Consider the following 13,061-nt stretch of genomic DNA (forward strand, 5'->3'; position numbering starts at 1 on the left):
GGCTGTCCCTTCATTACAAAAGCTAGAGCATATCATAATGCTCGGAGGGATTGCCATGACCACCAAGTGGGTGTGCTCCGCTGCCATCGTTTGCCTGCTAGCTACTGGGTGCGGTGTGCCTAAAAGCAAGCCATATCAGGATCAGCGCTCAACACAAAATGCACATGTCAATGAGCAAGAAGCAACACTAGAGTCCAATCTCGATGACAGCGTTTTTGATTTTGAACCTTTGCCGAGCCCAAGGAACATAGAAGCATTAATACCGACGACAACACCTCAAGCTACCGTATCACCTAAATCTGCACCAACGGCTGTTACACCTAGCCCGTCGCCTAGAACAAACCCGAAGAAAGCCGCGCATACGGAAGGATCCAACTCCAAGAAGCCATCCGTTCCCGTTCAAAAAAATTCAGGCCAAGTTCGAATTTCACAGAAAAAACTTACGCTCTCGCAGCTCGTAGTCAAATATCCGGACACCTTCAAGCTGCGCGGATCCAGTCAGGAGAAGAAGGTCGCACTAACCTTCGATGATGGGCCTGATACGCGGTTTACACCCAAGGTGCTTGATGCTCTTAAGGCTAACCAGGTAAAGGCAACCTTTTTCGTGCTCGGTTCACAGGCTAGTAGCCACCCTGATATCATTAGACGAATTGTTCGTGAAGGCCATGTCATTGGCAATCACTCTTACAGTCACGCGAATCTACCGAAATTATCGGTGGACAAATTCCAAAACCAGATTATGAACACCGAAAATGTCCTGCAAGGCTTAATTGGCTATGCGCCTAGGCTTATCCGCCCACCCTATGGAGCCATTAATGAGGAGCAGGTCAGATGGGTCGCTGACCACCATTATTTGATCGTAAATTGGAATGTTGATTCCCTTGACTGGAAATCACTGAACTCGGAGCAGGTGCTGAACAATATTATGCAGCAAACGAAGCCTGGCTCTATCATTTTGCAACACTCCGGTGGAGCTGACACCCAGGATTTGTCAGGGACCGTTCAGGCCATAGGACCGTTAATCACGAAACTCAAAGCAGCCGGCTATACCTTTGTCACTGTACCTGAGCTGCTGCACGTGACCAAAAACAAATAAACCCAAGGATAAACGACTTCCTCGTCCATTCAGGACGAGCGCGTTTGTCAAGGTAGAGCGAAGCAAAAGTTAAAACTTATACTTTCTTATCTACGAACAAACGCACCCCAAGGTGCGCTCACGACTGTTCTTTCCGCCAAAAAAAAGTCACGGAACGAAGAGTTCCATGACTTTTTTAATGTTCTATTGGTGCAGCAGCGGCTGCCGATGACTTGCATTCTGAGCAATATCCAAATATCTCAAATCGATGACTTTGAATTTCAAAGCTCTCCGGCAAATCTTTAACCAGCTTCATCGGGCAAAATTCGAACGTCACCGTCTTCTCACAGCCTACACAGATCATATGGTGATGATGGTGGGATAAGCAGCTCGCTTTAAATTTCAAGCCATCCGCCAAATGAAACTGCTCCAGCACGCCCATCTCACTCAACAGTCGAAGATTACGATACACCGTATCGAAACTCACACCAGGATATTTGACTTTCATGTATTCATAAACGTCTTTCGGCGATAAATAACTTCCAGATTCCGCAAATAATGTTGCCAAACTCCTGCGCTGCTCTGTAATTCTCCAGCCCTGCTGAGCCATGGCCTTCAGCATCTCGTCAATCGTATGTGTATGAGTGCCCACTTGCATTACCCCTCTGTCAAGAATTGTTCTACTAACATAGTGCAGCAAATTGGCATCCTACGTCAAGTAGCTGACCATCCATGTTTCGACAATCTTGTCCAATTTGCCTCTCACTCATTATAACACATAATAGTAATATTTATTATTAATGACGTATTTACGGCATTAAAAAGAACCCACAGCGCTAGGTTGCCGGGATTCCTTTAATAAATTCCACTTAAGATTTGGAGTCATTATCAGACATGGATTCCAACTTCAGCAAGGCATCCCGAACAGCATCTCTTGAGAAATTTTCCCCAATAAATACTGCAACATCGGGCACTTCACCTTTTGGCGTAATTTTAACGAAATCCATTTCCCTGTACGCATACTGAAATAAGAACCGGCTTGATGTATCAGAGAAGCTAAGAATTCCTTTAGCGCGATACACCTCTTGAGGAAGCTTACTGACAAACTCTTCAAAAGCATTACTATCTACTGCGCGCTCAAAAAAGTGCGTATATGCCATCACATGGCTATGAGAATGATGATGGTGGCTGCCGTGCTCGTGAGCATGTTCATGCTCTTCGTGTGATGCGCGATTGTCTGACTCATGATCATGTGAAGCAGGCCCGTCCGTCAAATGAGTCGGAGCGTATCCCTCTTCTTCGAGCATTTCAACGAGTCTCATATCAATGTGACTAAAGACTGTAAAATGTGTGGAGGCATATGGATTCCATTCGCGCACAAGGGCATCCACTTCCTCGAGCGCCGTACCCGTGAGCAGATCTGTCTTATTCAAAAGAAGCAAGTTCGCGCACCGGATTTGTTCCTTCATCAGGCGATATGTTTTGCCCCTGCTTGTTCGGTTAAGCTCCAGCAATTGTGGAGCATCAACAACGGTGATGACGGCTTTGAGCTCCACTGGAATGATAAGCGAAGCGTCTGTTACTTCATCAATGATTTCCATGGGATTCGCGATCCCTGTGGATTCTATGAAAATCAGGTCAGGCTGTTCCCCGGTTACTAGCTCATGAAGAGCTGTTGCCAGATCGCCTCGGCTTGAGCAGCAGATGCAGCCGCCCAGCAGCTCGGACATCGGCACTTCATTTGCCACCAGCTGCCCGTCCAAATTCACTTCACCGATCTCATTCATGATAACTGCCGGCTTTCGACCCGCTTCGGTAAAATGATCAATTGTTTTCGTCAATAACGTCGTTTTCCCGCTCCCAAGGAAGCCGGATAAAATAAATACCGTAACTCTTTTCTGTGCCATCACCTTTACTGCCTCCGTTCTTGAATGACTTCAAAGTTTGTAGATAAGATCGGCCATTTCCCTACATGCTGGACAAGAAACGGAAACAGCTTCACCCACAACAAGCTGTTCGTCGGGTCAACCGGCTTTAGTGGAAGCTCTAAGCGGTCATATAAAATACTTGCGGCCTCTTGAGCGAGCGCCAAAGCCAAATCTGCTGTTGCGGATAGTTCGACAGTTGACAATCGAGGCAGATAGTATTGACTAATCGATTCATATAAACGATGCTCGGACAAGTTGCTTGAAGCCATCATTTCTTTCATTCCCGAACTGACCATGCGAGCAATTTCTGCATCGAAGGCATGAGGAATACAATAAATTTCTAGCGCTAAAGAAGCTATGTAAATCTCTTTTATGAGTTCGTCTTCTTTCTCTTGCGATAAAACCGGATCTTGTAAATAAGCGGCGACTGCCGGCTTGATCGTATCCCAACTATTTTCGATGCTTTTCATCGTGAACTGCAGCATAGCTGCGGCTAGTTCATCGGGTGTGATTTGTTTTTTTTCTGCATCTTGCATGGTAGACTATTCCTCTTTTCTCTCGTTGCTTTTAAAATGGATAATTAATTCAATAATTTCGGAACGGCTTCCTAGACGAACCGGCGGCCCCCACGTACCAAAACCTGAGGAAACGATAGCATGCAGATTCCCCTTTTTCAAGTACCCCCAATCCAGCTCAAAAAGCCTTCTTGTGATGAGGTGATTCGGACTAATCTGCCCCCTGTGCGTGTGTCCTGAAAGCATGACATCAATGCCCGCAGCTTCCGCTTTATCCAGGTGATAGGGCTGATGGTCCATAACAATAATAGGCTGGTCCAGGTCAGTCCCGTCTAGCAAGGACGCAAGTGCTTTTCGCCCCTCGGCCGTTCGTTCGGCCGCCTTGTCTTTTCGGCCCGCAAGATACAACCGATCTTGGATATGGACAGTTTCATCCATGAGTACACGAATACCGATTTTGTCCATTTGTTCGATGAAGGCAGGAATATGCCCCCCAATGTATTCATGATTGCCTAGTACGGCATAAATCCCAAGAGGAGCTTGCAGTTCTCGCATCGTCGTACCCATATCATAGCGGATAAACGGTCTAATATCATCATCAATAACGTCACCTGGCAAAAGGATCAAATCCGGCTTTAAGCCATTGACGTGCTTCACCAGCTTTCGCAAATGACGATTTCCTACAATGGAGCCCAAATGGATATCCGAAGCCACAGCGATGCGTAACTGCTCCCAGTCGCCTGCTTTTTTCGGAACCGTAATCTCGTATTTCCTTAGAACAGGACTACGTGCATTATAGGAGCCACGCGCCATAAGAAGAATAAGAATCCCTAAATCTATCCACCCAAGGATAGGCGTATAGGTAGCAGCAGGCACGGATGCCAGATGAAGCACTCCTGCAACCACGTCCGTCAACGGCAGCAGCAGGAAACCGAACTGCATCATAGCAAACCAGTAAGAACCGACGATTTTTAATACCATTTTCATCCCAGCAGGCAGAACTTTGGAACCAGCCCATGCTAATAGATACGACAAGGCAATGATCCAGAAGACAACCCAATATAGGCCTGGATGAAACCAAGAACCCAACTGGTTGGATAGAAAGACCTGACCGTGCCAACCGATGTAACCGTTCAACCCGAATATAATGGCAAATACAAGGGTGATACTTAGAACCATGCGCATTTTCATTTTACCTCTCCCATTCTGTCCATCCGCCTACAGCAGCAGGCTTATCGGTTCTATACATAACTCATCATCATTGCGCACATTGCCCACCCGGCTGGACACCGGATACGCATACATGTCGTCAGACGGGTATGGCTTCAGCAGCGGGCGCAGCGCATCCGCATTCGTTATGCTGCGGTCCAGCCAAATCGCTTCTGCCTCCCGCGGTAAAATGACCGGCATACGCTCATGAATATCCATCATCAATTCGTTCGCTTCCGTAGTAATAACCGTGCAGGTGGATATGCGAGTGCCGTCTGGAGACGTCCATGTGTCATACAGCCCTGCCATACTAAAGATCTCTTTGCTGCGCAGCATAATTCGCATAGGCTGCTTCTGCTTTCCCGTCCCCTTCCAGTCGTAGAAGGAATCTGCCGGAATCAAGCAGCGTTTGCGCTCAAAGGGCTTGCGAAACGCAGGCTTGTCCGCAAGTGTCTCCGACCTTGCATTCAGCATCGAATAACCTAACTTTTCGTCCTTCGCCCATTCCGGAACGAGTCCCCAGCGCAGCTCGCCAAGCTTATTTTTCTCACCGTCGTGAACGATCGCCATGACTTGCTGTCCGGGTGCCACATTGTATTTGGGGCTGTATTTCGCCGGATACTTGTAATAAATATCATACCGCAGCATCAGCTCCTCTAACGTTACGGTTATTGTATAGCGTCCGCACATGGCCGCACATCCTTTGCCTTCATATTTCCTAGCGAGGTCTCCACTACCACTACCACTACCACTTCCCGCTGTCTAACGTTACAATCTCTCCTCTCCATTATGTGAAAAAGAGATACTCACGTCAATTCGCGCAGCCCGAGGAGGGTTCTCCATCGGGCTGGCGGTTGCGTCATATCTTCTTTGTGTACGTCATGAACTAAGTTTTGAGTTCGTCACCTTTTTTGTACATGCTTGCGACGAAGTGATCAATGTATCTCGCTGTTCGCACGCTCATTTCAGCCCGCATATAGTCTTTCGCAATAATCAGCGCGTCTTCGTGCCCGCGGCAAACATAGCGGTAGTGAATGGCTCGATCATTTTTCTCTTCCTCGAACATTTGAATGCTTCTGTGCATCATTTTCGTTTTGGTTTCACTGATATCGGCTAGAATTTGCGCTGCAAGCGCGTGGGCAGCGCGTGAATAAAGCTGCCTAAGCGTTTCGGCGGATCTTTCAATCTGGGCAGCCTTTCTTTTGATCATCCCATGCATCAAGGGGAGCAGCACGTAGTCCCGCATAATGCCAATGTCCTCCGCTGTAGGACGATTCGCCGGAGCAGCCTTGTCGCTGCGCAAATTTTGCAGCGCTTCGCGGTGCTGAGGCAGCATCATCCTGCTGGACTCCCACAAACCGTTCTTTTCCAGTTTCTTACTCATTTATAGTGCCCCCCGATTTTGAGCGCTCTGTTCTGTGCTTGACCGGCTGTCGTGAGCGAGGAAGCCCGCACAATCGCTGCGTTGCCGAATCGGTCCTTGAGGCTGTCTGTTACTTTCTCAAGTGCCCTCGCCTTGATCTGATCTTCAAAAAGCGTAAGCTGATACGTATCATCGTCAACGAATTGGCTTAACATCACACCGGCACGGCGGACGGGCATCGTGTCCCAGAACTTGTAGAACAACTTCTTAACAGCTTGAAAAACTGTTCTAGTGTGATTCGTAGGGTCAGGCATCTTCATTTGGCGTGAGAAGCCTGTCGGAGCATCAAACGGGCTGCACATACAGCTAACAGTCACAATGGACGCCATATATCCCTTGCGTCGGCAATCACGGCATACCTCTTCAGTAAGCTCAAGCAGGATCGTATCCACCCCAGCGGATTCCGCATAATCCCTAGGGAGAGTCATCATATGGCCTATAGACTTCGGAGGCGTATCGAATGTACCGGGCGTAACCGGACTATCATCCAGACCATTCGCTGTTCGCCACATGACTTCTGCATGAATGTCGGATTGCTTGCCGAATCGTGCACGGAATTTGTCCTTGAGCAGCGGGAGCGGCGTTCTTGCCACATCGCCGATCGTATACATGCCGAGTCTGGCAAAATGCGCGGTCATCCGTGAACCGACACCAAACATTTTGCTTACAGGCTGCGCCCATAAGTACTCCTCAACGGCGGGCGGGCGCAGCGTGAAAATGCCGGTCTGATTCTTTTTGGCCCAAATATCAGTCGCGATCTTCGCCAGAATTTTATTCGAGCTAATCCCTATGCGGACCTTCACGCCCGTTTGCTGCAGCACCTTCCGTTGAATGGCCATCGCAATCGTATCCGGGTCTCCGAAAACAGGCAAACTTGCCGTAATGTCCAGAAACTGCTCATCAATACTGAAAACCTCAACAAGATCGGTAAATTCTTCGTATATTTTAGTAATCATAAGCGAAACATCAATATAATGCTGCATACGCGGACGCATAACGACCAGTTCCGGGCATTTCTTGAGCGCTTCCCCCAACCGCTCGGCCGTGGATACGCCAAATGATTTGGCGATGGGACAGGCAGCCAGAATGATGCCAGAACGCAAAGCAGGGTCTCCTGCGACCGCAACCGGTTTATCCCTGACTCCCGGATGATCCGCCTTCTCTACACTTGCGTAGAAGCTCTGGCAATCCGCCAGGAATATCGTCCGTTCCTTTCCTTTGCTCACCGTAATCCCCCCCGCATATTCATCAGCGTAGTCATCAGTTCTGCTTTGACCAAGCTGCGAAGCATCGTGAAGTGATGGATGTAGCCTCGGACTTTGTACTCGACATTAATGCCTAACGCATTCATTTCGGTATGAATGACTTTAATATCTCTTTTCTTCATAACACTCTTAATGCTTTGTAATTGAGGATAAATGGCGGTCTCCACCTCTCTGAGGTAAAAAAGAATATGATTATACACAATTTTATCCTTATAAACCTTGAGCTCCTCCATATCCCTTGCCAACATATCGAGCAAAATGGGCAGCAGCGTATATTCCTTAATAATTTGAACATCCTCTTCTGTCTCAATTCTTGCATGAACACTCATATTTTTCACCACCATATGCGAACATATATTCGTGTTACTTATTATATACCGAACACGTATTCGTTATGCAAGTGCTTTTTTTAAAAAGTAAAAAAATACCACCTGACCAGGTCACTTAGACCTTGCAGGCGGCATTTTGGGAACAGCTTATCGAAACATCGTCCACAGTTTGATTAAGTGAAACGTGTTCGAGGGATCGATTTTTTGGGAAAGAATGAACTCCAAAATCTGATTCGCTTGGAAGTTGGTCAGATTCTCGCCGAGAATGCCGGAGGCAATCCCGATAAGCTGCGTGACCTTCATACGATTTTGCAAATCAGCCTTCGTAACGCTTTGCAGCAGCATGATGAGGCGTTCCTTGATCGCCGGGTTTCTTAATTTGAACTTGACTCGCTCAATCAACGCAGGATCGATGCCATATAGCTGATAACTCATGTTCGTACCTCCGATGTCCCGTCATGCTTTATACATATGAGGAAACGAACATAATCTTGACTACATATAAATGGCGATCAAAATAACACATATACAATTTAGCGCAACAAGCAGAGGCATCCCGATAACGAATGAGGTATGCTTCGTCTTATGCCGCCAAACCCGCATGCCGAGCCAACCGCCAATGCCGCCGCCAAGCGCAGCAAACATAAACAGCCGCTTCTCCGGGACTCTTCGGCCGCCTTTTTTGGCTTGCCCCTTGTCGTGCCCCATCTCTATGAAAGTCACGATATTCATCAGCAGTAAATAGACAAGAAAATAAGTCAAATGATGGCACCTTCGTTTCCAAAATAATAATAGAACTACTATTATCTTAAAATCGAATGGGGGCGTGGTCAAATGTTAATTTAAAAAGTTACAGCAGCGTAAGCTCCACAACGGTCGCCCTCTTATCCGGCAGCGGGTAGCTCGAGTGCTCCGGTCTACCGAAACTAATGAACGCGTCATCCGGATACTGTGCAGCATTCCAAGGGCGGCTTAAGAAGACTTCGGAACCGTCCGACAGCAGTCTGGCTTTCTTCACTTTACCAGCCAAACCGTTCAAATTGATGGGACCTACGCTTTCTTCGAACAAGTGGGCGTAGAGCAGATTGCCCTTTTGCGTGTACCTGCCCCATTCCGGTTTCGGCCAATCGGCTTGCCCGCAGCCGTAAATGCTGTTCCCATTTTTCTGCACCCAATCCCCAATCTCCGACAAAATGTCCAATGACTCCTGCGGAATCTCGCCGAGCGCATTAGGACCGACATTCAAGAGCAAATTACCGTTTTTGCTGACGCACTCTACCAGCTTCCGAATAACGGTAGTCGGGGATTTATATTGGAAATCCTGAGCTGCGTAGCCCCAGTTATTATTTAGCGTAATGCAAGCTTCCCATGGAATAGGATTGCCCTCATGATCCGTCACACCTTGCGGTGGAATGATTTGTTCCGGTGAAGCAAAGTCGCCCGAATAGCTGAGCGGATTGTTCGTATAAATGCTTCCGCCTTCCTCGCCGCTTGCGTCCAGACGGTTATCTACAATGACGTGCGGCTGCAGAGAGCGAATCATCGCCATCAGCTCGGTTGCTTTCCAGGTCTCCCCCTTCATCTGATCATAGGAGAAATCGAACCACATGATGTCCAGCTTGCCATAATTCGTGAGCAGCTCTTTGACTTGCCCATGCATATATTGCAAATATCTGTCGAACGTCTCCGGATTTCTGGCATAGCTCTCGTTCCCCCGCATCGGATGGTGGCGGTCTCCATAAGCCGGGTAATCCTCATGATGCCAATCGATTAGCGAATAATAGAGCCCCACCTTCAAGCCTTCCGCCCGAAAAGCTTCAATAAATTCCCGCACTAAATCTCGCCCGGCTTTGGTGTTCGTTGATTTATATTCCGTGAGAGCGCTATCAAATAAGCAAAAACCATCATGATGTTTTGCCGTCAATACCGCATATTTCATCCCTGCTTGTTTGGCTGCGCGCGCCCATGCTTTAGGATCATAGCGAACAGGGTCGAATTCATCAAAATACGGCTGATAGTCCTCTACCGAAATGCGCTCCGCATTGCGAACCCATTCCCCTCTGGCTGGAATCGCATACAATCCCCAGTGAATGAACATACCGAATCGATCCTGCAAAAACCACTGCGTGCGCTCTGTTCGTTCTTGAATAATCGGATTTGTCATTTCTACACACCTTTCGCTATTAAAATGCTAGGCGCTCCCAAGGTCCTCTTTCGAGCGGTGAGCCCACTAAGCCCTATAGGTTTATTCTACTAAGACGGATGGACAATGGACAGGTACGAAACTAACCTCTGTTAGGATATAATTAACATTCTATCTGCAAAAAAAACGCTAGGATCATGACTGACATTTATCCTCAGTCTATCCTAGCGTTTCGTTTAATCCAGCACTTCACTATCAAAAATATGGGCACGCTCCAAGTACGCTCTCAGAGGAATGAAGGAAGCGCCTGTCCAGAAGGAGGAATCCCCGACAAGCTCAGCAGCGTCATCACGCGCCTGCTCCATCACTTCGAAGTCCGCCATCATGTCGGCGATGCGGAACTCCGGCAGCCCGCTTTGCTTCGTGCCGAAGAAATCCCCCGGTCCGCGCAGCTCCAGATCGCGCCTGGCAATTTCGAAGCCGTCGGACGTTTCGGTCATCGCCTTCATGCGCTCCTTGCCGACCTCTGTCTTCGGGTCGGCGATGAGCACGCAGAAGGACTGGTGCTCGCCGCGTCCAACCCGCCCGCGCAGCTGATGCAGCTGCGACAGGCCGAAGCGGTCGGCGTCGTAGATGACCATCAGCGTGGCGTTAGGCACGTCCACGCCAACCTCGATGACCGTGGTCGACACCAGCGTCTCCACGGTCCCTTCCTTGAATGCGCGCATGATCGCTTCCTTCTCCTGCGCGCTCATCCGCCCGTGCAGCAGGCCGATCCGCATTTGTGGGAAATGCTGCTGCAGCTGAATATGGACGTCGATGGCATTCTGCACGTCCAGCTTGTCCGACTCTTCGATGAGCGGACAAATCACATACGCCTGCCGGCCTGCCGCCACCTCGCGCTGAATAAAGCCCAGCACACGCTCCAACATAGCGTGCTGGACGGCATACGTCTTGATCGGCTTACGCCCTTTGGGCAGCTCCCGCAGCGTCGACACATCCATGTCGCCGAAAGCGGTAATCGCCAGCGTACGCGGAATCGGCGTCGCCGTCATCGTCAGCACGTCGGGGTTCATCCCTTTGCGCCGCAAAATGCTGCGCTGATTCACCCCGAAACGGTGCTGCTCGTCCGTCACGACCAGCCCCAGCTGACGGAAGTAGACATCCTCTTGAATGAGCGCGTGCGTCCCGACCAACACGTCAATCATGCCCATCTGCAAGGAGGCGAGCAGATCCCGCCGTTGGCGGTCCGTCGAACTGCCTGTCAGCAGCGCAACCTGCAGCCCGTAGGGCTCGAACAAGCGGTCCAGCGAGCGCTTATGCTGCTCCGCCAGGATTTCCGTCGGCACCATCAGCGCGCCTTGATAGCCGGCCTTGACCGTCGCGTAGAGGCCTATGGCCGCGACGATCGTCTTCCCTGCACCGACATCGCCTTGCAGCAGCCGGTTCATGCTGTACGGCTCCTGCATATCGTGCAGGATCTCGCCCACGACCTTCTTCTGCGACTCCGTCAGCTGAAAGGGCAGCGCGCGCACAAAGGCGCGTACAGCAGGCAGGTCCACCTGCTGCTTCACCCCGTCCGCGCGGCTTCGCGTCACGGCGCGGTAAGCCTGCAGCTTGAGCTGGAACAGGAACAGCTCCTCATACACCATGCGCTTGCGCGCCTGCTTGCCTTCCTCCACACCGCTCGGCGTGTGGATCACCGCCAGCGCCTTGCTGCGCGGCATAAACCCGTACCTGCCGGTAATTCCCCCCGGCAGCACTTCACTGACCATGGCGCTGTACTGCGTCAGCGCCTGCTGAATCGCTTTACGCATCCACTTTTGCGTAATCGAGCCTGCAACCGAATAGACCGGCTGTATCGTGCCGGTATTCGAATCGCCTTGTCCCGGGAACTCGGAATCGGACACGCTCATTTGCCTCCGCTTGCCATCCCATTTGCCGGTCAGGATAATCTCCTGCTGCGGGCGCAAGCGGTCTTTCAAGAAGTGGCGGTTAAACCACACCGCCGTCAGGAGAAAGTCATCGACCATCACCTTGCAGGAGAGTCGCGACTTGCCGCTGTAACGCTGCAGCACCGGCTCCCCGATGATATACCCCTTCACGGTGACACGGTCGCCGTCTTTCACACTGGCGATATCGCGCACGGTGTAATCCTCATACCGGAATGGCACATACTCCAGTAAATCCATAACCGTAAAAATGCCCATGGCGTTCAGCTCAAGTGCTTTTTGAGCGCCGACTCCATGGACTTCGCGTACGACAACTTGATTTAAATCCATCCCTTACACCGCACGGACGAACGCAGCGATCGTACCGGGTCCAGCATGTGCGCCAATAACAGGCCCCAGTGTAATATAGTCCACATGCTGCACCTCGAATTGCTGCGTTATGACTTCTCGCAACAGCTCAGCGCCTTCCAAATTGTTCGCATGAGCAATGTGTAAAGACGGAATGCGCCGATTCGGCACATCCGCTGCCAGCAGCTCCAGAATGCGCGCGATCGCTTTCTTTTGGCCCCGAACCTTATCCGTAGCCGCCACTTCTCCCTCACCATCGATCGAGAGAATAGGCTTAATATTCAGCAACGAACCGAATAATGCCGACGCTTTGCCGATTCTTCCGCCTTTTTGCAGAAATTCAAGCGTATCCACGAGAAAATATATGTAAAAGTTCTCTCTGATCGTTTGTACCAGCTCTATAATCTCAGCTGCACTTTGCCCAGCTTGCGCGGCTTTTGCTGCAGCGACAACAAGAGCGCCAATTCCATAGGACGCGGAACGGGAATCAAGCACATGAACCTTGCCGGCAGACTCCTCCAGCATCGTGGAAGCGAGCAAAGCCGACTGGTACGTTCCGCTCAGTGCAGAAGATAAATGAATAGAAATGATTTCCGTATTCGGCTCTTCCAGCAAGCTCTGATATAAGTCTAGAAACTCCGCAGGAGACGGTTGTGAAGTTCTAGGAAAATAAGGTGACGAGGTTAGCTTAGGATAAAACTCCTCGGAACGCAGCGTCACCGCATCCAAAAATTGTTCATCTCCAAAATGAATCTTAAGCGGCACCATTTCAATGTTAAGCTCTTGTCTAAGTGCCAAAGGTATGTCGGCCGTGCTGTCCGTTACAATCCGTATATGTGTCAACAGGGCTTCACTCCATTTCCCGAATTTAATC

The 13,061-nt window shown here is 49.8% G+C and carries 14 protein-coding genes; 1 reads left to right on the top strand and 13 read right to left on the bottom strand.

Going from position 1 to position 13,061, the window contains the following annotated elements; translation table 11 throughout:
• Nucleotides 1-55: 55 nt before the first annotated feature.
• Entirely contained in the window at nucleotides 56-1,096 is a 1,041-nt protein-coding gene (locus AC3WTJ_RS28175; RefSeq protein WP_492524609.1) for a polysaccharide deacetylase family protein, read from the top strand.
• 175 nt (nucleotides 1,097-1,271) lie between these two features.
• Here the strand turns inward: AC3WTJ_RS28175 and AC3WTJ_RS28180 are convergent, their stop codons facing one another.
• From AC3WTJ_RS28180 to AC3WTJ_RS28240, 13 genes are all read right to left on the bottom strand, one after another.
• Complete coding sequence (locus tag AC3WTJ_RS28180) at nucleotides 1,272-1,733, bottom strand: Fur family transcriptional regulator (RefSeq protein WP_127452247.1); 462 nt, start codon at nucleotides 1,731-1,733, stop codon at nucleotides 1,272-1,274.
• 211 nt (nucleotides 1,734-1,944) lie between these two features.
• Nucleotides 1,945-2,982, bottom strand: coding sequence for a CobW family GTP-binding protein (locus AC3WTJ_RS28185; protein ID WP_492524610.1), 1,038 nt, complete (start codon nucleotides 2,980-2,982; stop codon nucleotides 1,945-1,947).
• A 5-nt stretch (nucleotides 2,983-2,987) separates the two neighbouring features.
• Nucleotides 2,988-3,539, bottom strand: a complete 552-nt coding sequence (locus AC3WTJ_RS28190) for a hypothetical protein (protein WP_492524611.1) — start codon at nucleotides 3,537-3,539, stop codon at nucleotides 2,988-2,990.
• 6 nt (nucleotides 3,540-3,545) lie between these two features.
• On the bottom strand, nucleotides 3,546-4,709 hold the full coding sequence (locus tag AC3WTJ_RS28195; protein WP_492524612.1) for a metallophosphoesterase: 1,164 nt from the start codon (nucleotides 4,707-4,709) through the stop codon (nucleotides 3,546-3,548).
• A gap of 27 nt (nucleotides 4,710-4,736) precedes the next feature.
• A complete protein-coding gene (locus tag AC3WTJ_RS28200) occupies nucleotides 4,737-5,417 on the bottom strand; it encodes an SOS response-associated peptidase (protein WP_407867804.1) in 681 nt (226 codons plus the stop codon).
• A 196-nt stretch (nucleotides 5,418-5,613) separates the two neighbouring features.
• Nucleotides 5,614-6,111: a YhjD family protein gene (locus AC3WTJ_RS28205; protein WP_492524613.1), complete on the bottom strand. Its 498-nt coding sequence runs from the start codon at nucleotides 6,109-6,111 to the stop codon at nucleotides 5,614-5,616.
• The gene (locus tag AC3WTJ_RS28210) at nucleotides 6,108-7,376 is read right to left on the bottom strand and encodes a DNA polymerase IV (RefSeq protein WP_492524614.1); all 1,269 of its coding nucleotides are present in this window, start codon (nucleotides 7,374-7,376) and stop codon (nucleotides 6,108-6,110) included. The genes AC3WTJ_RS28205 and AC3WTJ_RS28210 overlap by 4 nt, the downstream gene beginning before the upstream one ends.
• The gene (locus AC3WTJ_RS28215; RefSeq protein WP_127452234.1) at nucleotides 7,373-7,744 is read right to left on the bottom strand and encodes a YhjD family protein; all 372 of its coding nucleotides are present in this window, start codon (nucleotides 7,742-7,744) and stop codon (nucleotides 7,373-7,375) included. The genes AC3WTJ_RS28210 and AC3WTJ_RS28215 overlap by 4 nt, the downstream gene beginning before the upstream one ends.
• A 147-nt stretch (nucleotides 7,745-7,891) precedes the next feature.
• Nucleotides 7,892-8,179 (bottom strand): stage VI sporulation protein F, encoded by a 288-nt coding sequence (locus AC3WTJ_RS28220; protein WP_157321354.1) that lies wholly within the window; start codon nucleotides 8,177-8,179, stop codon nucleotides 7,892-7,894.
• A 60-nt stretch (nucleotides 8,180-8,239) separates the two neighbouring features.
• Nucleotides 8,240-8,506 carry a DUF1294 domain-containing protein gene (locus AC3WTJ_RS28225; RefSeq protein WP_127452230.1) on the bottom strand — a complete coding sequence of 89 codons (267 nt, stop codon included), beginning with the start codon at nucleotides 8,504-8,506 and terminating at the stop codon, nucleotides 8,240-8,242.
• 88 nt (nucleotides 8,507-8,594) lie between these two features.
• Nucleotides 8,595-9,908 carry an alpha-L-fucosidase gene (locus AC3WTJ_RS28230; RefSeq protein ID WP_492524615.1) on the bottom strand — a complete coding sequence of 438 codons (1,314 nt, stop codon included), beginning with the start codon at nucleotides 9,906-9,908 and terminating at the stop codon, nucleotides 8,595-8,597.
• Nucleotides 9,909-10,123: 215 nt separating this feature from the next.
• Nucleotides 10,124-12,169 (bottom strand): ATP-dependent DNA helicase RecG, encoded by a 2,046-nt coding sequence (gene recG, locus AC3WTJ_RS28235; RefSeq protein WP_492524616.1) that lies wholly within the window; start codon nucleotides 12,167-12,169, stop codon nucleotides 10,124-10,126.
• 3 nt (nucleotides 12,170-12,172) lie between these two features.
• Nucleotides 12,173-13,030 carry a DegV family protein gene (locus AC3WTJ_RS28240; protein WP_492524617.1) on the bottom strand — a complete coding sequence of 286 codons (858 nt, stop codon included), beginning with the start codon at nucleotides 13,028-13,030 and terminating at the stop codon, nucleotides 12,173-12,175.
• Nucleotides 13,031-13,061 lie beyond the last annotated feature (31 nt).

The organism is Paenibacillus sp. FW101-FHT12H11 (genome assembly GCF_058790355.1).